Consider the following 22,174-nt stretch of genomic DNA (forward strand, 5'->3'; position numbering starts at 1 on the left):
CTGCTCCCTTTTTTTCCGTTGAATATACCAATCAGGTGGAGTGGAGTTATGGCAGATCATTCTCATATTCAATCTGAATCCGCTTCGGCCGGCTCAGAGGTTGAACGAATTTATTCAAGGCCCGTTACAGCGATTTTTATTATCTTTGGCGGTCTTATTGCGCTAGTGTTCAGTTTGGCATTATCCGTATCCTTTGGTGCGATGGATATTAAATTTACGATGGTATGGGAAGCTATTTTTAATTTCAATCCGGATCTGAAAGAGCATCAGGTTATTTGGGAGCTTCGTTTGCCTAGGGTACTCGGCTGCATGCTCGTCGGCAGTGCTTTTGCCGTTGCAGGTACGGTTATGCAGGGGATGACACGTAACCCGCTTGCCGACTCAGGGCTGCTGGGTCTCAATTCCGGCGCAGGATTTGCGCTTGCTTTATGTTTTGCTTTTGCACCGGGACTTCCTTACCCTTATATTATTTTATTCTCTTTCCTTGGAGCCGCAGTCAGCACTATTGTTGTCGTCGGCTTAAGTGCATCGGTTCGGGGCGGGCTTACCCCAACCCGAATGGTTCTGGCTGGGGTTACTTTATCGGCATTGCTAACTGCGCTTAGTGAAGGGATTGCACTCTACTTCCGTATTGGTCAGGAATTAGCCTTCTGGTATGCGGGCGGCGTGGCCGGCATTCGGTGGGAGCAGCTAAAAATCATGTTCCCTTGGGTGATAGTTGCTCTTATTGGGGCGATGGTATTATCTCGTTCGATTACGATGCTTAGCCTTGGTGAAGAGGTATCAAAAGGGCTTGGTCTTCGAACGGGACCTGTTAAGCTGGCTGGTGTCATTATTGTTATTATGCTGGCAGGGGCGGCCGTGTCTGTAGCGGGTGCTGTATCCTTCATCGGACTGCTTGTCCCGCATTTTGCCCGTAAGCTTGTTGGTGTCGACTACAAATGGATTATTCCAACATCGGCAGTACTTGGTGCTCTGCTCGTTGTATTAGCCGATCTGGCTGCTAGAATGGTCAATCCTCCTTTCGAGACACCGATTGGGACAATGATCGCAGTTATTGGCGTTCCGTTCTTCCTCTATCTTGCAAACAAAGAAAAGAGGGAGCTGTAACAGATGAATAATAGTCTAATTTCCTCCGTGGAACAGAAGAGACGTCGTCGCGCCATTCTCGTTATGTCCGTGTTGTTCGTTGGGATCATTATCGCTTTCCTCATTAGTATGAATACCGGTGTAATCCGGCTTACTCCTCTTGATGTATTAAAAACCTTGTTTGGCTTTGGAACGGCCCAACAGCATATGGTGTTATTCGATTTCCGATTGCCGCGCATTATCATTTCCATTCTGATTGGGATGGGACTTGCCATATCCGGTGCTGTACTTCAAGCCTTGTCCCGTAATGCACTAGCTGATCCTGGCATTATCGGGATTAACTCTGGGGCAGGGATGGTTATCCTGCTGTATGTCGCGTTTTATACAACGCCTGCTGCGGCTCCGGTATACTTACTTCCTATTCTTGCTTGGTTAGGTGGAGGCATTGCGGCATTTCTTGTCTTTGTTATTTCTTATCGCAGGCAAAAGGGATTATCGCCTAATCGACTGATTTTGAATGGGGTAGCGATAAGCTCAGGCTTCTCAGCGGTTACGATTCTGGTCTCTTTGCGCATTAATCCGGAGCAGTATCAATTCGTAGCGACATGGTTAGCGGGAAGTATCTGGAGTAAGGATTGGAATTACGTATATGCCTTGCTGCCGTTTATTATCATTCTGATGCCTTACGTGTTCTTCAAAGCGCAGACCATTAATGTGTTAAACCTTGGTGCGCCAATGGCAACGGGACTTGGAGCGGCTGTTGCAAGACAGCAGATATGGCTCTTGGCAGCTGCGGTTGGTCTAGCCAGCTCCTGTGTTGCCGTCAGCGGCAGTATCGGTTTTGTTGGACTTGTAGCGCCTCACTTGGCCCGCCGGTTAGTAGGCAATCGCTATCAAGTCGTGCTGCCTGCAACGGCGCTTGCAGGAGGATTCCTTGTGCTTGTAGCGGACACACTTGGCAGATGGTTGCTGCAGCCTGCGGAAATACCGACAGGTATTGTTGTCGCTGTGATCGGTGCACCTTACTTCTTATACTTAATGTTCCGGACTAAAGGTTAACCTAATGAACATTGCAGGCCGGTTAGACCTCTGCCGAGGGATGACCGGCTTTACTGTTTTCTCATGAAATCTCATGAATTCGAAGGAGCGTGATCAGATGGCTTTTCCGCATGAAGAGTTGGCGCAAGCATTCGTGAAGATCCCTGTTGAAGTGCATGGTGTGTATCGGACAGAGCTGGAGCCTGGTGTCATTTACGATGGCCATGTGGATCGCCCGACGACAAAGTGTGCCGTTCTTATAAGCCTTCGCGGTCAAGCTGAATTTATCTATAACGAGACGGAACGCTACTTGCTTGAACCGGGGAAAATATTGCTTGGCGGGATGCAGAAGAGGCTAGAGATTCATACAAGCGAGCAAGGATTCGAATATGGGCTTGTTCATTATGTACCTGTTCGTACAATGATGGATGATGCAAAGCAATTAATAGATGTGAATATGCTTCATGCACCGCAAAGCCCAGAGCTGCTGCAGCTGCTGGGTCGAATGCTGCAGGCTTCATCCTCACCAGACAGCATGCTGCTGCTGGAGAAGAAATCGTTATTTTACCATCTGATTAATAAGGTGCTGCAATCGGAACGCACACAACAGAATAAAACGAGTTATCCGCTGATCGAAGAAGCAACCGTGTATATTCATGATCATTTTAACGAACCAATTACCTTGTATCAGCTGGCTGACAGATTTGGGCTCAAGCCTAAATACTTCTCGTCATTATTCCAACGTTACACGGGCATCGGACCTATCGATTATTTGATTCAGTATCGGATCAACAAGGCGTATGAGCTGCTTATGACCGGGCAATTCGAAGTTCTAATCGGATCTGGCAGCCGCCAAAGAAAAACTGGCTGATCTGGACGGCAATGTAGCCTTCGTACAGGTTCGTGAAAATGAAGTCTACCTGCAAGGAACAGCATACTTGAAGCCTTATTACGAAGGTATGGGACTGAAAGCCCCAACTTCTGACGCGATGTCAGAAGGGGAGAAGCTCAGCCTGGAAGGGCTTAGCGCATTGGATCCTGACTATCTGTTCCTTGGCTACTTTAACTACAGTGACAAGACACTTCCTGCTGCAACAGATCAATGGGAAAACAGCGAAGTGTGGAAGAAGCTGAAGGCGGTATCGAATAACCATGTGTACAGCATTAACGGCGAGCTGGCACTAGGTTATGGTCCAATCGGCAACAACTACGGGGTAAAAGCCATTCTTGATTCGCTTCAAAAGTAATAGACGGAGAAAAAAATAGGGCAGTTTCAAAAACCGTTTGGATTTGAAACTGCTCTATTCTCGTCTAAGCTAACGAACCGTCATATTCTTATTTGGCCAATTTCGGCCGTTAGTCATAGCTAACGAATCCTGCCGGAAATAAGCTTTCTACGTTTCGTTAGAAGGAGTCTGGATGTGGAGGAGGCGTTGTTCTGCCTGTAATTTCATCGTAGAAATGAGCTTGTGTTACTTGGAAGTAAGGATAAAGCCACAAAAATCCGATGCCAATGGTAAGGATAGCAAGGATGCCCCAGCCAATAAATGTTAGATGCAGGACAAACAGTTTCCACTTGCGGCCTTTCATTAGTTCTTTACTGCTGCGGATAGCATCAAGAGCACCGATATCTGGGTTGTCTTGCAGAATAAAATAAGCTTGAGAATAGCGATAGATGGCGATAAAGCCCGGAATAATAAGAAGCAATGTCCACAAGAGTGTGAAGAGCATCATTAAAAAATAAAGCCGGAATGCTTTAAGAAAATGAGAGAAACCGTTAAACATTTCGCTGATCGGCGGGCCTTCTTTTCTAGCGATGCCAACAAAGAAGATAATAACTCCTAAAGTAAGCGCCCCGGAAAACAAGAAATTCACAATTGGACCTAAAAAGGGTATTTTGTCGATCAGGTTGAGAGCCAGGCCCAGTGCTGCATAGATGGCAGTAACACCAACTGCTATGCCCCAGTTGCCTTGCAGGCTCTCTCTTGCTCTTGCGCGTAGTTCCGAGTACGTTGCATTCATAATTGTAAAAAACACTCTCCTATTTTTTTGTATAACTTCCATTTCGGTATAAACCAACAGTAAGTTTAGACTAAATACCTAATTAACGTCAATAATTATTCGTAAAGAAAGGCCGGCAGCCCCGATGGGTGGGAGTGCCGGCCTAATCTTGTTATTTCACATTGTCTTCTATTGCCTTAACGAAATGCTCGTTGCCATCCGAAGTGCGAGTTGCCTCGTGGCTTCTTGTTGCTTCTTCAACTTGACCGAAGGCCCAGTTGCTCTTCGCGACATCCGGGAACGATGGTTCAACATCAGTCAGCGGACCTCTGTACAAGAGGCGGTTGATGAGGGTCACCGCTTCAAGACGAACGATGTCTTTGCCCGGTTGGAAAGTACCATCCGGATAACCCGTTGTCAGGCCGTTACGGAACAATGCCTCGATTGCAGAGGAGGACCAGCGTCCTTCGCTGTCACCGAATTGTGGTGTAATCGGCATGGAGGTTTCAATCTGCAAGTAGCGGACCATCACCGTAGCCAATTCCTCACGAGTAACAGGTTGGTTCGGCCGGAAAGTGCCGTCTGCAAAGCCTTTGAAGATACCGCTGTCCGTTACGATACGAATATAACCACTTGCCCATTGCGTGGATGGTACATCCTTGTAATCGGCTTTCAGCGTTGTTGAGCCGCCGTTAAGCAGGCGTGCGATAATCGCTGCGAGCTCACCGCGGGTCAGCTTCTGGCTTGGTTTGAATTTGCCGTCAGGGAAGCCAAGAATGTAGCGCTGGTGCTCAACAGTCTCATCTCCGGTCTTGAACAGCAATACTTTCACAGAAGCTTTTGCTGCCTCTGGGTTAAGAAGCGCTTGGCTTGCCTTACCTTCCACGGAGATCGTCACAAGAAGCTCAGTCTTATCAATCGATGGATACTTCACTTCTACATTACGAGTACCTTTATCTCCGATGTTGAGGTCTAAGGCATTCCAGGTTACTTTATTGCCTTCTACCTTGCCACCGTCGGCATTGGTTACCGTTGTGCCTTCTGGCAGAGTGAGTGTAACAGTAGCGCCGGCTGCTAGTTTAGTACCATTGTTCAGATACTCCACTTTAACCTTGCCCGCTGTTCCTTCTTCCTGTCTATCCTTGTCTACCGATACGTTAACAACGACATTAGGCTTGCCAGTAGAAACGCTTGCCTTGGACATTTGAATATCATGGCGGACAATTGCAAACTCAACAGGGATCGTTGGGCTCGTATAAGTGATATAGCCCGGAGCCGTTGCAACGATGTAGTAATCGGTTGTTGGGTAAACCATGTACGCGTATTTGCCGCCGTCTTTACTTGTCTGCGGGTTCGCGTTGTCGTTTGGAGCAAAGCCAGCGATAGCCGGAAGGGTAACTTCCGTGTCAGGAGTATTGCCGTTTGTAATATTGCGCACTGTGTTAGCGTAATACAGTTTTACGGTTGCTCCGTCAATGGCAGCATGGGTATTGATGTCGGTAATGTCGCCGTACGGGTCAATGAGTTCGTTAAGAATGTTCATTTCGCCGTCGGCTGCCAGCTTGATTGTTGGGAGTGTACCGTTGTTGTCTAATGCGTTAATAATAATGTCTTTGAAGCCGCCGTGTTCTGCATCCGGAACTTTGAAGATAATTGCAATCTGATACTCCGTATCCAGTTCAAGGCCCGGAATATTAAATACGCCATCTTTCAAAGGTGCTGTGTATTCATGATGATCCGGTGCCGGACCAATCAGCTTCACAGTCACTTGGTTCATGAAATCTTCTTCAAGCATGTCATTCTGACCGGTTGGAAGCTTTTGTGTAAGGAGGCCGGTAATCGTTTTAGTTGATTCAAAAACCTCTCCAGCATTTCCGCTAACTGCACCAACCTCAACGGTTTGCTTGAAGGAAACCTCTTTGGTCTCATTGCCTACTTGAACCGTCTTGATTACTTCAATATTGTAGCTTTCGTCACCGCGAGGAACGGCGATGCTGTACTTGCCGTCTGCGTCGGTAATCGCTTCAGCTGCGAAGTCGATGATGCCGTCGCCGTCAAAGTCTTTTGTAATTTTCACAACTGCGCCAGCAACGATTGTGCGTGCGCCGTTATCCGTTGTTGCTACAACACCTGTTACAGAGGCAGGCTCAAACGTAATGATGATCTGCTCCTGCGCATAAATGCTGCGTTCTACGTCATTAGCAGTAGCCGTTACCGGTACGCTTTGCGATAAAATACCCTCGATCTTGGACGATTGGTATTCAATTGTTGCTTTACCCGCTGCATCCGTCACCGCGTTCGGGGAACCTCCAAGGAATGTTCCAAGGGATGCGGAGAAGGTAATATTGACGTCCTTAAGCGGGTTGCCATCAATGTCAGTCAGAATAGCCGTCAATTTCGAAATCGTATGGCCGTCACCTACGATGGAGCTAGGATTAGCGCTTAGCTTCAAGATATATTTCACCAGCGCAAAGTCTTGATGAATAGTAGTCTCAGCTGCTTGTCCAGGTAAGGCGTTAATCACTTGATTACGTGTTGCGTAGCCTTGCTTCTCTACAACTACCAGGTAATGTTCGGTACGTACATTCGGGAAGCTGTAGTAACCGGAAGTGTTTGTTGTTGTGTCTGCTACTTTATTGGTTCCTGTCGGGTCATACAGGGTTACATTTGCCCCTTCAATAGAGGCTTGGGTATTACGGTCTTTAACCGTTCCGTCAATGGAGACAGTACGGATTACCGTAAAGTTATTATTTTGCAGCTTGGAAGCAGGTTCTGCCGGTAATGTTGTTTCACCCTTCGAAGAGGTGAAGGTTACCGCATGTGCGCCGCTTGCAGCTTCTGCTGGAAGACGGTATTGCACATTTTCCCATTTCTTGAATCCGTCTGTTTGGTAGGTCTCGCTGTTAGCCAAAGTCAGAGTAACCGAATCATTCTCTGTTCCGTTGTCCGGACCATCGAAGTCAAAGGTTGCTTTGACTGCAGTTGCGGTTACTTCTGTAATAGCAGAAATCTTAAGCGGTTTGTTAGGCGCTACCGTCCACTCGGATATATCCGTAACGGCACGGTCGCCAACCCAGCCGTCAAGAAGACGAACGGTCAAAGTGATTGCAGCTGTTTTGGAGTCAAGTTCTCCGTCATTAGCTTTGAAGGTAAAGCTGTCTGTGCTGCCATAGCCATCGTCTGGTGTATACGTGTAAGTGCCATCGTTGTTAATAACAACCGTACCATGCGACGGCGGGGTCACAACCGAGATGGTGAGGGTATCGCCATCAACGTCTTGAGCATTAAAGCTGTCCGTCACACTGGAGCCGGAATCAACAACCGCGGAGTCGTCAGATACTGTCGGGGCATCATTCACGGCAGTAACCGTAATGTCCACAGTTGCTGGCGCAGAATCCGCAGTGCCGTCATTAGCTTTGAATGTGAAGCTGTCCGGGCCGTTGTAGTTAGGATCCGGTGTGTACGTATAAGTGCCGTTTGGATTCAATACTACTGTGCCATGCTCAGGCTCCGTCACAAGAACGTAGGTTGGCGTTGTGCCATCCACATCACCGCCGGTTACAGTACCTGTTACCGGTTGATCCTCAAGCGTTGTGTTGGTTCCTGCATTTGCTGTTGGAGCGTCATTAACTGGTGTTACGGTAATGCTGACGGTAGCTTCTGGAGAATCAGCTTGTCCGTCATTGGCTTTAAAAGTGAAGCTGTCCGGACCGTTATAATTCGGGTCAGGTGTATAAGTGAAAGTGCCGTCTTCGTTGAAAGTAAGTGTGCCGTGCTCAGGCTCATTCACAAGCGTATAGGTCAATGAATCTCCATCCACATCGCTTGCTTTCACTTTGTCACTAACCGGCTTATCCTCTGCAGTGCTAACGGTACTGTTCTCCGAACCAGGTGCATCATTCACTGGAGTGACCGTGATGTCGACCTTAGCAGGAGCAGAATCCTTTGTACCGTCGTTTGCTTTAAACGTAAAGCTGTCCGAACCGTTGAAGTTTGGATCCGGCGTATACGTATAAGTACCGTTCGGATTTAAGGTCAACGTACCATGTTCAGGTTCAGTTACTACCGTATACGTCAGTGTATTGCTTTCGACGTCTTGGCCAGTAACCGTACCGTCTACCGGTGTATCTTCGGTTGTTGTTTGATCATCTGCATGAGCAACTGGTGCGTCATTTACTGGATTTACAGTAATCGTAACGGTGCCGGTGGACTTGCCGTTATGGCCGTCATTCGCTTCAAAGGTGAAGGTATCCTCGCCGTTAAAGTTTGGACCTGGTGTGTACGTATAAGTACCGTCTGGATTTAGGGTCAACGTGCCATGTTCAGGTTCAGTTACTACCGTATAAGTAATGGTGTCTTTATCCACGTCGTTAGCGGATACCGAATCCTGAACTGGTGTATCTTCGTTTGTTGTAACACCGCTGTTTACCGCGAAAGGTGCGTCATTCACCGGCGTAACGGTGATTGTCACGGTTGCCGGAACGGAGTTAAGTGACCCGTCATTGGCTTTAAACGTAAAGCTGTCGGAACCATTGAAATCCGAATCAGGTGTATACGTATAAGTGCCGTCCGGATTGAACACGAGCGTACCATGCTCAGGTTCAGTGACAAGAGCATAAGTCAGCGAACTGCTGTCAATATCCTGGCCAGTTACGCTGCCGCTTACCTCAGTATCTTCAGCAGTTGTCTTGCTGGAAGCATCAGCGGTTGGGGCATCGTTCACCGGTGTTACAGTAATACTTACGGATGCCGTATTCGAGTCTTTCGAGCCGTCATTGGCTTTGAACGTAAAGCTGTCCGGACCATTGTAGTCAGCATCAGGCGTGTAGGTGAACGTACCGTTTGTGTTCATGGATACATCACCATGGGAAGGCTGGCCAACTACCGAATATTGCAGGTTATCGCCGTCATTGTCTGTTGCATGAACGCTGCCATCAAGAGGTCTGTCTTCCTCGGTTTGCAGGGTGTCGTTCTGTGCAGCAGGAGCTTCGTTTACTTCATTAATGGTGATGCTTACAGTAGCGGGATCGGAGTCTAGTGCCCCGTCATTAGCTACAAAAGTAAAGCTGTCAGATCCGGAGTAATTCCGATTTGGTGTGTACGTATAATTGCCGTCACTGTTCAAGACGACTGTACCATTAATAGGAGCTGTATCAAGACTATAAGTAAGCGAGTTGCTATCAATATCCTGTCCAGTCACAGTTCCACTTACCGGCTGGTTCTCGTCTGTTGTCTTGCTCGAATTGTTTGCAGTAGGCGCGTCATTGACTGCATTAATCGTCAGACTAACGGTTGCTACATTGGAGTCAGCTTTGCCGTCATTTGCTTTATAGGTAAAGCTGTCCACTCCGTTGAAGTTAGCATTTGGCGTATACGTAAAGGTACCGTCTTGGTTCAGTGTTACTGTGCCGCTAACCGACGATGTAACAACGGAATAAGTCAATGGATTGTTATCGCCATCTGTTGCGGTTACCGAACCGTTAACTGGAGTATCTTCATTTGTGCTTTCACTGCCATCCTGTGCCACTGGTGCAGCATTAGGTGCTTCCGTTACAGTGATGGTGACGGTAGCCGTGTTAGACTCGTCAGTGCCATCGTTGGCTGTGAAGGTAAAGCTGTCTGTTCCGATAAAACCGTCGTCAGGCGTGTAGGTGTATGTGCCTAGCACCTCATCGAATTTAACTGTGCCGTGTTGCGATTCATCAGCTTTTTCGAAATATAATAAATCGCCATCTAGATCCGTACCCGTTACCGTACCATCTACTGGGGTACTTTCCATCGTACTTGTACTGGAATCATTGGCAACAGGTACATCATTAACTGAATTAACCGTAAGGTCTACCGTAGCTATACCTGAGTCAAGCGAACCGTCGTTCACTTTGTAAGTGAAGCTGTCCGGACCGTTGTAATTCGCACTTGGTGTGTATGTAAAAGATCCATTCGGATTCAGGGTCAAAGTGCCATGCGATGTTCCCGAGACAAGAGTATAGGTGATCGAATCACCGTTAATGTCGCTGCCTTTATCGCTCAGGGATTTATTGAAGGTCGTATCTTCATCACCTTCAAAAGTAGCACTCGCCGCGGTTGGCGCCGTATTTACTTTATTTGTTGTATCCGTTGCCGTCTTGGCCGGATTGCCCTGGGCATTGACGATATCTGCGGCTACGGTGATCGTACCGTACTTAAGAGCAGAGAAGTCAAGCTGGACGGAATAGGTTCCGCCTGCCACAACGGTTGTTGCATAGTTCCGCTCAGTGTTCGAGGAATCCTTCACCGTCAGGGTGACAGGCTGTCCAACACCTGCAGTTGTAGATCCAGAAATTTTAACCGAGCCCATATTATCTTGGCCAGCTGTCAGTTTGCCGTCACCGCCGTCATCAATGGTAACGTCGATGGTTGGGGCAGAGCTGTTGTCATGTTGTACCGGATTAGTAAACGTTCCACCCGCAGCACCAAAGTTGATGGAGAATTGCCGTTGATTCAGGCTGGCGGTATTGCCGATTACTAGATCCAGTGCGCTAATAGGCGCGGTATAGTTAACAATAGCTGATGCCGTGTTGTCGAAGGTAGTTCCATTTAGGGAAGAGTCTCTTCCTGCAAACTGAGTTCTGCCATTCGTTCCATTGCCAATAGCAAGCTGTGTAGGATTATTCACAGAATAGCTTGCAAAGCCGGACATTTCGATAAATTCCTTAGCTGAAGCGCTGCTGCCGTCAATATCGATTAGCGTCACAAAGAAGTTCTTGATGGAAACCGGGTTGCCGGTTGCCTGGTCAATAAAATCAAAGTGGAAAGTCAGATAACCGCTTCCGGAGGTAGTTGTTACCCATGGATTAAAGCGGCTATCGAAGCCTGTTCCGGGATTGTCCAGAACATTGCTTGCAAGTGAGGCTCCGCTCGTTAATTCCTTGATGGTAACTTTGGCATCAATCGTAACACCGTCTCTAGTAATGACGTTCGTATACTTGTAGACGGCGTCTTTTTTTCCGGCAGTGCCGGTAAGTAGGGTAGGGGTACCCAAATTCATCGCGTTACTCTTAATGTCCACGACATTCACGGCTGCTTTAGTGGCAGTTGGATGCGTGACAGCGAGCATGACGCCTAGTACAAGAAGCAACAAAGCAATTCTTGTAAAGACAGATGATCGAGCCAACATAGACTCACATCCTTTCTTCATTTATAGTAGGTTCTCGATGTGTCAAATTTTAGGTTAATAGTCCCTACTATTCGACACCAATCTAGTACTAAATAACTATAAATGACGGAAGATGACAGCGTCAACAAGAGTTTTGCTAATTATATCCAATTTTTCGACAGGGATGTTTAATCCATAATTTGGAATTATGTGAGAGTTGGAGAGATTAAAAAGAATAGTACAACCTCTGATGGAATTATAAGGTATAACTGATTTTGAGAGTTTTTGGTAAAGCTCGTTAATGGTAAAGGCCATCGAATATTTAGATTAGAAATAATCTATTAAATGGTGTATTTAATCGTTATATTTCAAGTCAATAATTCTATAAAAATATTATAGAAGAACTGCAGGACCACAGACTACTTATCGTTTGAAAAGGGGCGGTCACTTTTTTTAATTGGATGTATTTACAATTTCAGGATATCGGCATATTATATAAATAAACGTTTATATATTTAATGGCAGGGAGGTTGCTCTACGAATGGCTAGAACCGTCAATGCTCAGGCAAGACAAGAGAAAAGGGATCTTATCATACAAACAGCTGTCACTGTATTCCCGGAGCATGGCTTTTCTGGAACGACATTTGCTTTGTTAGCGAAAAAGATAGGGATCAGTCCGGCAACCATTCTGCTCTACTTCGAGAGCAAAGAGGAGTTGTTCCGTTGTACCGTCATCGAGCCGCTGGAACGATTCAGGGAGCCATTCCTTGCTTTCTCCACTTATGAAGGGACGCCTCTGGAGAAAATTCTGGCGATGATCGATTGGCATGTTCAGATGGTGGCGAGCACCTCATCTTATTTGCGCTTGGTTCAGTATGTATTAGGTCAGCATCAACGTTTTCCACAAGAAGCCGAAGCGCTATACCATTTCGCTGAAGAAAGCATGAATAGACTGACTTCCGTCATTGAAGACGGTCAGGCTGCTGGGCAGCTTCAGAAGCTGGATGCACGAGAGGTGGCATGGGGCTACATCTGCTTTATTCAAGGTGTGGGGCTAGTGAACACCGATGAAGCTACCTCACCAATCTGGGACTCCATGCGCAGAGTAGGCATTCATATGTTTGCACCTGTACCTGTAACGAATCCATAATCTTGAGAGCCAAGAGGTGAGGTTTCAGTGGAATTGATCGAGATTGACCAGGTGAACAAGGTGTATAAGAAAGGGAAAAAGCAGGCGAATATCGATATCAGCTTTTCGATCAGAGAGGGTGAAATTCTAGGTCTGCTTGGTCCTAATGGCGCGGGTAAAAGCACTTTGATAAAGCAGATCGTTGGGCTGCTTGCTCCAACCTCCGGTGAAGTCCGGTACAAAGGGACTAATGTGCTGAAGCAGGCGAAAAAGGTGGCTTCCGAGTTTGGTTACTATGCGCAGGAGCCTCATGCTCTAGGCGCACTGACTGCTAAGGAAGCTCTATTATTCACAGGGATACTACGAGGGCTCGCTAAGAAGGAAGCAGAGAAGCAAACGATGGGGCTGCTCGAGCGGTTCAGTATGGCTGATTTGGCAGGACGACCACTTAAGAAGCTTTCCGGCGGGCAAAAACGGATGATTGGCATTGGCACAACGATTATTGGAGATTCCCGAGTGCTTGTCCTTGATGAGCCTACGAATGAACTCGATCCTCTAAACCGGCGGCTGGTATGGGATATTATCGTGGAGCAGAACCGAAAAGGTGCGACGATTATTCTCGTTACGCATAATGTGCTGGAAGCGGAGCGGGTTGTCGACCGTGTTGCTTTTATTAATCACGCCCGGCTGCTGGAAATTGACAGCGTTCCTCACCTGAAGCAGCGGGTGGATGGCCGGCTGAAGCTGGAATTGACGGCTGTTGAAGGAGAAGCGGGTTATTTAATGAGGCGCTTTGAAGAATGGGGCGATATCCAGCAGACAGGCGAGAACCGGCTGCGGCTGCTTATAGACAAGAACCGGGCGAGCAGTCTGCTTGACTGGATGGTGCATACCAGTGATCTGCCTATTGATGAGTATGCCATGCTTCCTCCAAATCTCGAGGATGTCTATCTCTATATAGATGGCCAGAAAGAGAAGTTTGCGGAAGAGCGAGCGGCGAATGCAATAGAAGATGCGGAGAAGGTAGGGAGTTACGTTGGATAATGCGCTGGCTTTTGTAAAAGGCAGGATGTGGACGGAGCTTTACATTCTATTCCGGATTCAAGTCGCCATTGTACGTGAGCAGTGGATGTGGATTTTCGTTATGGCAACAATCTTCCCGCTGACGACACTGCTATCGATGAAGTTTATGTATGGCGTGACATCCGAACAGATCATGGTGAATGTCATTGTCGGCAACATCGTATTTGCAATTATTATGATGGGATTTAATGCACTAGGCACGGAAATCTCGTGGCAGAAGCATGCCGGCTATTTTACTTTCTACTCCTCTCTTCCGATCTCGAAAGCGGTCTTTGTTGTTACTCAGCTCGCACGAGGGCTTATGACCACACTTCCTTCGGTGATTATTATGGCGTTTATCGGGCAGTTCGCTTATGGCATCCATCTTCATTACGAATGGGGACTTATTCCGGTGTTCCTTCTGGCTGTTCTTAGTATGGTTGGGGTCGGGGCGGGGATTGGCTTCTGGTCTCCGGATCATCAAATGACCAATATGCTCGTGCAGGGACTGATGATGTTCGTAGGGTTTCTGTCGCCAGTAATGATGGAAGCGAGTCAGCTTCCGCCGGTTCTAAGATATATCGGTTATATATTCCCAACCACTTATTCGGCTTCTGCTCTAAGAGAGTTGTTGACCAAAGGGTGGACGGAAGCGGTGACGATTGATGTGATAATATTGATCGCTTTTCTCATCTTTTCGTTTGCGGTCATCTCCAGAATGATCAGCTGGCGGGCGGCGGAGTAGGAATGAAAGGCCGGATCTTGCTCTATGTAGGATTCGGCTTTTTGCATGTGGGAATGTTACAATAGGCTATTGTAAAAGGGAACTAGGAGGATTCAGCAGCATGTCAACGATTGTAATAAGAGAAGCACGTTTAACGGATTTAGATGATTTAGTCACGCTCTTCGAGGAACTGATGGAGGTTCCTTCTAATAAGGAAGCTATGAGCCGGCAGCTTGCGAAAATCACAAGCGACAGTCATTATTTTCTCGCCGCGGCATGTGATGGGGATAAAGTGATTGGAACAGCAATGGGCATTGAATGTTATGACCTCGTAGGAAACTGTTATCCATTCCTGGTCATCGAGAATGTTATTGTCAGCTCAGACTATAGAGGACAAGGCGTGGGCAAACAGTTGATGCTCCACCTTGAGCAAGTTGCAAGTGAACGCGACTGCAGCTATATTATCTTCGTATCAAGCGGGTATCGGGAGAGTGCTCATCAATTTTATCGTGCGCTTGGCTATTCGAGTGATAATCAAGGGTTTAAGAAAACATTACGGGAACTGGTTTAAAAGGATAACTAAAAAGTGGATGTCAATTTAATTTGACAGTCACTTTCATTTTATATAGACTCTCACTATGAACATTATTCAAGGGAGGGTCATCTTTGACACGCACTAATAACAAAGCGTTAATCGTCACAGGCCTTATTATCGGACTTGTATTTTCTGAGCTCGATGAAACGGTAGTCAACACGGCTTTGCCGACCATTATCCGGGATTTGAATGGATTGTCCTTATACGGCTGGGTAGCCGGTATCTATATGCTGACGATGACAGCCTTCATGCCGATTCTCGGTAAGCTGGCCGATCTATACGGACGCAAGAAAATTTATATTCTCAGCATGAGCTTGTTTGTTGCTGGGTCAATCATCAGCGGATTTGCTGATACGATGCAGGTACTGCTTCTCGGACGCGGCCTGCAAGGGGTTGGCGCTGGTGGATTAATGCCACTTGCCATGGTTATCTTCGGGGATATCTTCACCGTAGAGCAGCGCGCCAAGACGCAAGGTATCTTCGGAGCTATTATGTTTGTTCCGCAACTGCTTGGGCCACTGATCGGAGGATATTTTACACAGCATATTTCATGGCATTGGATCTTCTGGGTGAACATTCCTGTTGGTGTCTTAGCGGCTATCGTCTTGTCTGCGGGACTGCGTGAATCGAAAGGCAATAAGAACGTAAGTATCGACTGGGCTGGAGCATTATTGCTTGTAGGTGCGATTATTTCGCTGCTTATCACGCCGGTGCTTCACGAAACGGAAAGCTACGCCTGGAGCTCGCCGGTATTGATCAGCTTGTGGGTGCTTGGCGCCGTGCTTCTTGTAGCCTTCGTGCTTGTTGAACGAAAGGTGAAAGAGCCGATTCTGCCGATGCATCTATTCAAAAATCGCACGTTTGTCGTCATTTCGTTAATCATCTTTGTAATGGCGATTGGTTTGATGGGCTCATTCTCATCCTTCCCTTTCTTCGCTCAAAACGTGCTTGGCATGACACCAATCGCATCCGGCTACATCACCTTGCCGCTAATGGTCGGGGCTATTCTGTCCAGCATTATTTCTGGTAGAATGATGACAAAGCTTCCTTACCGGAATATTTTTATCGTTTCAATGGTGTTGCCTGCGATCGCTTTCTACCTGATGACAAGCTTAACGATGCATTCCAGCCTGATTGAGATCATTGTCTTCTTCCTTATTCTTGGTCTTGGCTTCGGGGTTATATTCAATAACAATCTGATTGTGCAGGAGTCTGTTGACAAGGAAAATAGCGGGATTGCGATTACGTCCGTCAGCTTGTTCCAATCCTTTGGATTTACTATTGGCGTCAGTGTATTTGGCAGCTTGCTTGCTTCCAGCATTACTTCGGGAATGGGCAAGCTTGCTGGCTCGGTGCCGGCTGACAGTCTCGAAGAGCTGAGTCATGCCGCTCAAGGTGGTATTCCGAAGGGGCTTGATGCCGGTCTTGTTGAACAGATTAAAGGGGTCTTCTCAGACGCCTTCCAGCATCTTTATTGGATATCCTTCTTCTTCATACTAATCGTTATCGTCATCTGCTTCTTCTTGAAGAAAGAAGTACTGACTATATCTGAGAATAAAGAAAGTAACCCTTCTGAAGAGGGTGCAGCAACAGTTGAAGCTTAATTTTGCTAGAGATAAGGAGCTACTGCCATGTCCCCGGGTCATTCAGAATCAGAACCGGTGAAAATCGGACTTCGCGAGAAGAAAAAACAAAAGACGCGTTTGACGCTGCAGCAGCAGGCTTTGCGCTTGTTCCGCGAGCAAGGCTATCAGGCGACGACAATTGAGCAGATTGCGGAGGCATGTGAGATTTCGCCAAGTACCTTCTTCCGGTATTTCCCGACGAAAGAAGCGCTTGTGCTTGAGGATGATTATGATCCGATCCTCATTCGTGCTTTTCAGAATCAGCCTCCTGAACTAACCTTAATTCAAGCGTTTCGAGCGGCTTTGCGTGACGGGTTTGAAGAGATTCCAGCAGATGACAGGGAGGCCATGCAGGGACGGATGAGGTTGATGGTATCCGTTCCTGAGCTGCGTGCGGCTTCACTGCTTCAAATGAATGATACGCTGATGTTGTTAGCGACGATTGCGTCTGAACGAACGGGACGTTCCAAAGATGATTTCGAGGTTCTTACATTCTCCGGTGCAATAATGGGAGCGGTGATGTCCGTTCAAATGTATTGCCTCGAACATGAGGAAGCCGATTTTATGGTCAAGGTTGACGAGGCATTGGCACATTTGGAGGCGGGATTATCGCTGGGTAATAAATAATATTTGATAAAAAAGAAGAACTGGCTGCTGCTGCAACCGGTTCTTTCTGTTTTCGTAGTAAAAACGTATGATTTTTACCAAATTCGGCATTCTAGATGAATCACGGATAACAGAACATTCCTATAATGAGAAGATGGCTGTAATCCCGCTGGGAGGTGTTGATGGTTGCCTGCGTACCGCAAGTGGGTGCCTACGGTGCTAAAGATCGCTGTACTCGCCGTTGTTGTTGTATTTATTGCCCGTAACATTCCACTTAAGCTGGAGGACATTACTTCGTTTATGGTGAATGCGAACGGCCGATTCTATTTGTCACTGATCTTATTTGCGATTTTTCTGATGCTTCAAGCTGGAATCTGGGTGCTTATCGTTAATGCCTCCTTATCCGATTCCGGCAGGCTGGCGGGTGGAACAACAGGGCTGCCTATGCTGCAAGGGCTTCGTATATTTATTGAGACACAATTCGGCAAATACATACCCGGAGGCTTCTGGAACGTGGCAGGCCGGATCGTTATGGCGACCAAAGCAGGGATACCGCTTGATGCACAATTTGCGGCTATCATATACGAGAATATTTTGCTTATTGCGGCGGCACTTGTATATGCGATGATGCTGATTGTTAGTCTGCATATCGTACCGTTGTGGGTAGGCCTGCTGCTGGTTGTTATATTTGTGGTCATTTACTTGTTCTATACCCCGCTGACAGCGCTCTTCAAAAACTTGTTTGTCCGTGCTTCACGCTGGAGATTTCTGCAGCGGATGATCGGGAAGATGACGAAGTCGTTCGGCGGCGTGGAGATGACTGGTTCGGAGGTAAGCCTCACTCGCAATCAGTTTTTCGTTTACTTGAGCTGCTTTCTTGGCAGCCATTTTATAATGGGGATTGCTTTCTGGATGCTGACGAACAGCTTTGATAAAGGGAAAGTAGGCTTGTTTTATGCCGCAGGGACGTTCGCAACCTCTTGGCTTCTTGGTCTTGTTAGTCCACTGCCGGGCGGGCTTGGGGTACGCGAAGGCTTTCTCGTCTATTTCTTGTCTCTCAAGCTTGGAACGGAAACAGCGCTTCAAATTTCAGTGATTGCAAGGCTGTGGAACATTATGGCTGAGGTACTGTTCTGGGTGATTATTCGGGCTGTCAGCATGCTGATTAGGAGGGAGAAGGTTTATGAAACGTAGGAAGATCGTGCTCGTTGCGGGGGTTTTTCCGCCAGGTGTCGGAGGTATGCAGAATTATTATTATAATCTGTCCAAACATACGAAGCATGATCTGACCGTTATCGCTCCGGAATATCCAGGCAGCGAAGCATTCGACGAGGGGCAGCCGTACCGGATTGTTAGAGGCTCCTTCATGCGTGGGGAAAAAGTAGATGTAACGAGCTGGGGGAGACTGTTCCGTCAGGTAAAGAAAACACTCCGCAAGGAAGAACCGGATGTAACCGTATATGGTTATGTCCTAATTGGCTTTATAGGTTTGTTATTTAAAATAGTTGGCCGGCGTCGCTATATGATCTCGGTTCATGGTATGGATATGCTCATGTTCCGCAGATTTATAGGCCTTAATCAACTCGTAAAGCTGATCCTGCGCAAGGCTGATGGCGTGCTTGCAAACAGCGAGTTTACACGAAGATTGGTAGAGGAATATGGCGTTGATGCTGGGAGGATCGGGATTGTTCACCCTGGCGTAGAAAGCTTATTCGAGCAAAAGCCAATGGATGAAGAGTTAAGAAGGCAGCATGATCTGGAGGGCAAGTATGTTCTGTTATCCGTAGGGCGGCTTGTTACCCGAAAGGGACATGATCGAGTTATTGAAGCACTGCCAGCTATTATTCGTCATATTCCTAACGCAGTCTATGTGATCGTTGGAGATGGACCGGAGCTTGGCCGGCTGGAGAAGCTGGCGGAGACGGTTGGTGTTACGAGCAAGGTTCGTTTCGTAGGAGGAGTCAGCGGCTCGGAGCGGCTGAATGATTATTATAATCTGACGAATCAGTTCATTATGGTTAGCCGACAGCTTGAGAAAGGGGATGCGGAAGGTTTCGGTATCGTCTATCTTGAGGCGGCATCCGCCCGTGTGCCCGTTATTGCAGGACGTTCCGGAGGAGCCTCGGAGGCGGTGCTGGACGGTGTGACGGGACTGCTTGTAGAACCCGAATCGCTTCTTGGCATTACGGATGCCATTGTGCGTCTTGCCAGCGATACACCGCTGAGGGAGAGACTGGTACGCGAAGGTTATAAACGCGCCAAGCTGCAATTCCAGCATGAGGTGCTGGTGGAGGTGTTTGATCAATACGCCGGGCGTATATGCTCCCGTCCATCCGCGAGTTATAAGCGGGCTGAGAAAAGCGCGTTCGAGCGGATGCGCCCGTAAATATAAGAAGCGCTGAATAGCCGGGAGGGCTATTCAGCGCTTTTTTTAATACGGCAGGTTAATTTTTTATACGATGAATTAGCCATACGGAGAAGCTGAGTAATCCAACGATTCCACCCGCAAAGCACACTCCAGTCCAGCCCGCTATATGCCAGGCATAACTTCCGACGGAGGAGCCGATCGCTCCACCAAGGAAGGTGGTTACCATCTGGACCGTATTCAGACGGCTTCGAGCTGGAGGCTCAAGCGCATATATGCGGGTTTGGTTGGCGACTTGTGTGCCCTGCACTCCAAGGTCTAATAATATGACGCCTAGAATGAGCGCCCATAACATGCTTCCAAACAGGCCAAACAGTAGATAAGCGATAATGTTGAGCGAGATTAAGGCACCGATCATCCACTTGGTAGGGATACGGTCAGCCATTCTTCCGACGAATGGAGCGCCTAATGCTCCGGCAGCACCAATGAGGCCAAATAATCCGGCGATTTGGCTGCTGTAGTGATAAGGTTCACCCTCCACGTAAAATGATAAAGCAGTCCAAAAGATGCTGAAGGCCGCAAAATTAGCAGCTCCAATTAATGCGGATTCCCGCAATGTCGCATATCGTTTTACAAGCTGTCCCATGGAGGAGAGCAGCTGTCCATATTTGAGGCTAGCAGCGGCTCGGCTGACGGGCAGCTTCATTCGGAGCAGAATAAGCAGGGCGAGCATCGCTGCAGCGGCAAGTCCATACATAAAGCGCCAGCCCCAGGTTCCACCGATTAGACCGGACACCGTTCGTGTGAGCAGGATGCCAAGCAGCAGTCCGCTTGTGACAGTACCAACGGCTTTTCCCTGCTGGCCTGGGGAAGCTAGTGTCGCCGCGAGCGGAATAAGAATTTGCGGCACGATTGTCGTTATGCCAATGGCGAAGCTGGCGATATACAGCCAGGCAAGACTTTGTGCGGCGGCTGCCCCAACAAGGGAGAGACAGACAAGAGATAGCAGGACAGTAATAAGTCCTTTGCGTTCCTTAATGTCGCCAAGCGGAACGAAGAGGAACATCCCAAGCGCGTAACCAATCTGGGTGCAGGTTGAGACAAGGCCAATCTCATCGGGTTGTACCCCAAATGAGCGCCCAATATCTGCAAGCAGCGGTTGGTTGTAATACAAATTGGCAACGGACATACCAGCGGCAAATGCCATCAGGAGCAGCAGTCCCTTGGATAAAGAGGCATTCGTTGCTGGTGCCGCCGGGGTGTGAAGGGTATGAGAAGATGACATGGAGACGAGTTCCTTTCGCTGCTTCGGCTGTTTCGGTCCTTGCGGTTTGTTTCTTGATCAATTGAATAATGGTTGAAACAAACGCGCAAAAGCCACACTCGACTCGAGACAACCTTCGCTAACATTAAAGTATATAAGACAGCTCCTATTATATCATGGTACTATTTGGGTACAACTGGAAAAGGTAATGAGTGATAGGAGGCAGTAAATATGATGTATTTTGGTTTCACCGCAATGGCTTTTACGTTTCTACTGCTTATCTTCCGGCTCATCAAGTATAAACTAACCAAGTACAATAGAGAGCATTTCGGATTAAGTGCTATTTTTATCTGGCTTAATATATCATTTCACAGAGAGTTTGATTATTCTACTCTTTTCTTCGGCTTGATTTTAGCCGTGGGTCTAATCCTCCTGCTCCTATTTATATACGGTTTGTACTTAAACAAAAGATATTCAAATAATAGACCAAGTCGTCATTAGTCATCCTGCACAGCCCAAGTTGCGAATCCTTAGCGCTGTGGCACATCGTATAGAAGCCTCTAGCGTGACTTTTTAACGACCTTAACGATGCCGCACATCGTTAAGGTTGTTCCTTTTGCGTGAATTCGTCCAAAAATGGGAGTTTGGAGGTGTCTTAACGATGTGGCACATCGTATAGAGGCCTCTAGTGCGACTTTTTAACGACCTTAACGATGCTGCGCATCGTTAAGGGTGGCTGGACTCACAGCAGGCGAAGCATAAAAAGACAGTTCCGATGCCATAGCATTGGGACTGCTCTTTTTCGGTTACGCGTTGTAGTGGGTAACCCGATTTCTCCCGTTATTTTTCGAGAGATATAGGGCTTGGTCTGCTTGCTGGAGTAAGGATTGATCGGTTTCCTCTGGTGAATAGGTCGCAGCGCCAATGCTGATGGTAATATGCAAATCACCAAGTAGTGTAGACTCCGTGGCGAAGCGGTACTTTTCTGCAGCCAGCAGTGCTTGCTCCTGCTCAAGCTCCGGCAGCAAAATAACGAACTCCTCGCCGCCGAACCGGGCAACGACGGAATCCGCCGCCGACTGCTCCTGCAGCAGTTCCGCCAGTTGGGAGAGTACGAGATCGCCAACAGGGTGACCGTATGTATCGTTAATGGATTTGAATCGGTCAATATCAATGATGCAAAGGGAGAAGGCTTCCCCGGTTTCTTGAGACGTAGCCATACATTTCTGTAATTGTTCCTGGAAGAACCTGCGGTTCTTGAGGCCAGTTAATGGATCTGTTGAGGCTAACGTCTCCAGCTTTTCGTTTAATTCCAGTAATTCCTGCTGCTTCTTCTCGTATTGGGTATGCAGCAGTTCTAGTCTTTGATTCGCTTCATTCGTTTCCTGGTACAAAGCTTCGAGCCGCTGCTTCGTCTGCATGATATCCTTCTCGTGCTCGATCCGCTTGCGCATTTGGAGAGCGACACAGTCGATAACGGTTACGCCGTCACGCTCCCTGCGAATCCCATTTAGTAGAACGGGCATCTCTTTACCATCCTT

The 22,174-nt window shown here is 47.6% G+C and carries 16 protein-coding genes; 12 read left to right on the top strand and 4 right to left on the bottom strand.

The window, feature by feature from the left end; genetic code table 11:
• The first annotated feature begins 48 nt into the window (after window positions 1-48).
• The 4 genes from FHS17_RS12265 (at window position 49) to FHS17_RS12280 (ending at window position 3,374) form a co-directional block, all read left to right on the top strand.
• Window positions 49-1,110 (top strand): FecCD family ABC transporter permease, encoded by a 1,062-nt coding sequence (locus FHS17_RS12265; RefSeq protein ID WP_167278679.1) that lies wholly within the window; start codon window positions 49-51, stop codon window positions 1,108-1,110.
• A 3-nt stretch (window positions 1,111-1,113) separates the two neighbouring features.
• Window positions 1,114-2,148: a FecCD family ABC transporter permease gene (locus tag FHS17_RS12270; RefSeq protein ID WP_167278680.1), complete on the top strand. Its 1,035-nt coding sequence runs from the start codon at window positions 1,114-1,116 to the stop codon at window positions 2,146-2,148.
• 97 nt (window positions 2,149-2,245) lie between these two features.
• Entirely contained in the window at window positions 2,246-2,998 is a 753-nt protein-coding gene (locus FHS17_RS12275) for an AraC family transcriptional regulator (RefSeq protein WP_167278681.1), read from the top strand.
• Window position 2,999: 1 nt separating this feature from the next.
• Window positions 3,000-3,374 carry an ABC transporter substrate-binding protein gene (locus FHS17_RS12280; RefSeq protein WP_243865344.1) on the top strand — a complete coding sequence of 125 codons (375 nt, stop codon included), beginning with the start codon at window positions 3,000-3,002 and terminating at the stop codon, window positions 3,372-3,374.
• Window positions 3,375-3,531: 157 nt separating this feature from the next.
• On the opposite strand, the gene FHS17_RS12285 is transcribed toward FHS17_RS12280, so the two are convergent.
• On the bottom strand, window positions 3,532-4,164 hold the full coding sequence (locus tag FHS17_RS12285; RefSeq protein WP_341805821.1) for a DUF975 family protein: 633 nt from the start codon (window positions 4,162-4,164) through the stop codon (window positions 3,532-3,534).
• Between the two features lie 136 nt (window positions 4,165-4,300).
• Complete coding sequence (locus tag FHS17_RS12290) at window positions 4,301-11,284, bottom strand: Ig-like domain-containing protein (RefSeq protein WP_167278682.1); 6,984 nt, start codon at window positions 11,282-11,284, stop codon at window positions 4,301-4,303.
• Between the two features lie 520 nt (window positions 11,285-11,804).
• On the opposite strand from FHS17_RS12290, the gene FHS17_RS12295 reads away from it, so the two are divergent.
• From FHS17_RS12295 to FHS17_RS12330, 8 genes are all read left to right on the top strand, one after another.
• Window positions 11,805-12,413, top strand: coding sequence for a TetR/AcrR family transcriptional regulator (locus FHS17_RS12295; RefSeq protein ID WP_167278683.1), 609 nt, complete (start codon window positions 11,805-11,807; stop codon window positions 12,411-12,413).
• 27 nt (window positions 12,414-12,440) lie between these two features.
• On the top strand, window positions 12,441-13,436 hold the full coding sequence (locus tag FHS17_RS12300; protein WP_167278684.1) for an ATP-binding cassette domain-containing protein: 996 nt from the start codon (window positions 12,441-12,443) through the stop codon (window positions 13,434-13,436).
• Window positions 13,429-14,199, top strand: coding sequence for an ABC transporter permease (locus FHS17_RS12305; protein WP_208420336.1), 771 nt, complete (start codon window positions 13,429-13,431; stop codon window positions 14,197-14,199). The genes FHS17_RS12300 and FHS17_RS12305 overlap by 8 nt, the downstream gene beginning before the upstream one ends.
• A gap of 100 nt (window positions 14,200-14,299) precedes the next feature.
• Window positions 14,300-14,749, top strand: a complete 450-nt coding sequence (locus FHS17_RS12310; RefSeq protein WP_167278685.1) for a GNAT family N-acetyltransferase — start codon at window positions 14,300-14,302, stop codon at window positions 14,747-14,749.
• Between the two features lie 95 nt (window positions 14,750-14,844).
• Window positions 14,845-16,377, top strand: a complete 1,533-nt coding sequence (locus FHS17_RS12315) for an MDR family MFS transporter (protein ID WP_167278686.1) — start codon at window positions 14,845-14,847, stop codon at window positions 16,375-16,377.
• A gap of 27 nt (window positions 16,378-16,404) precedes the next feature.
• Window positions 16,405-17,025 carry an acyl-CoA-like ligand-binding transcription factor gene (locus FHS17_RS12320; RefSeq protein WP_167278687.1) on the top strand — a complete coding sequence of 207 codons (621 nt, stop codon included), beginning with the start codon at window positions 16,405-16,407 and terminating at the stop codon, window positions 17,023-17,025.
• Window positions 17,026-17,190: 165 nt separating this feature from the next.
• Window positions 17,191-18,198: a lysylphosphatidylglycerol synthase transmembrane domain-containing protein gene (locus FHS17_RS12325; protein WP_167278688.1), complete on the top strand. Its 1,008-nt coding sequence runs from the start codon at window positions 17,191-17,193 to the stop codon at window positions 18,196-18,198.
• Window positions 18,188-19,390: a glycosyltransferase family 4 protein gene (locus FHS17_RS12330; protein ID WP_167278689.1), complete on the top strand. Its 1,203-nt coding sequence runs from the start codon at window positions 18,188-18,190 to the stop codon at window positions 19,388-19,390. Before FHS17_RS12325 ends, FHS17_RS12330 begins: the two co-directional genes overlap by 11 nt.
• 58 nt (window positions 19,391-19,448) lie before the next feature.
• On the opposite strand, the gene FHS17_RS12335 is transcribed toward FHS17_RS12330, so the two are convergent.
• A complete protein-coding gene (locus tag FHS17_RS12335; protein WP_167278690.1) occupies window positions 19,449-20,654 on the bottom strand; it encodes an MFS transporter in 1,206 nt (401 codons plus the stop codon).
• Between the two features lie 785 nt (window positions 20,655-21,439).
• Entirely contained in the window at window positions 21,440-22,159 is a 720-nt protein-coding gene (locus tag FHS17_RS12340) for a GGDEF domain-containing protein (RefSeq protein WP_415639845.1), read from the bottom strand.
• Window positions 22,160-22,174: the final 15 nt, after the last annotated feature.

The sequence above is a fragment of the Paenibacillus lupini genome (assembly GCF_011761355.1).
Classification (GTDB): Bacteria; Bacillota; Bacilli; order Paenibacillales; family Paenibacillaceae; genus Pristimantibacillus; species Pristimantibacillus lupini.

Coding starts and splice junctions, on each gene's coding strand:
- FHS17_RS12320 (WP_167278687.1), top strand. CDS start 16,405: ATGTCCCCGGGTCATTCAGAATCAGAACCGGTGAAAATCGGACTTCGC.
- FHS17_RS12270 (WP_167278680.1), top strand. CDS start 1,114: ATGAATAATAGTCTAATTTCCTCCGTGGAACAGAAGAGACGTCGTCGC.
- FHS17_RS12275 (WP_167278681.1), top strand. CDS start 2,246: ATGGCTTTTCCGCATGAAGAGTTGGCGCAAGCATTCGTGAAGATCCCT.
- FHS17_RS12340 (WP_415639845.1), bottom strand. CDS start 22,159: ATGCCCGTTCTACTAAATGGGATTCGCAGGGAGCGTGACGGCGTAACC.
- FHS17_RS12335 (WP_167278690.1), bottom strand. CDS start 20,654: ATGTCATCTTCTCATACCCTTCACACCCCGGCGGCACCAGCAACGAAT.
- FHS17_RS12290 (WP_167278682.1), bottom strand. CDS start 11,284: ATGTTGGCTCGATCATCTGTCTTTACAAGAATTGCTTTGTTGCTTCTT.
- FHS17_RS12330 (WP_167278689.1), top strand. CDS start 18,188: ATGAAACGTAGGAAGATCGTGCTCGTTGCGGGGGTTTTTCCGCCAGGT.
- FHS17_RS12265 (WP_167278679.1), top strand. CDS start 49: ATGGCAGATCATTCTCATATTCAATCTGAATCCGCTTCGGCCGGCTCA.
- FHS17_RS12295 (WP_167278683.1), top strand. CDS start 11,805: ATGGCTAGAACCGTCAATGCTCAGGCAAGACAAGAGAAAAGGGATCTT.
- FHS17_RS12310 (WP_167278685.1), top strand. CDS start 14,300: ATGTCAACGATTGTAATAAGAGAAGCACGTTTAACGGATTTAGATGAT.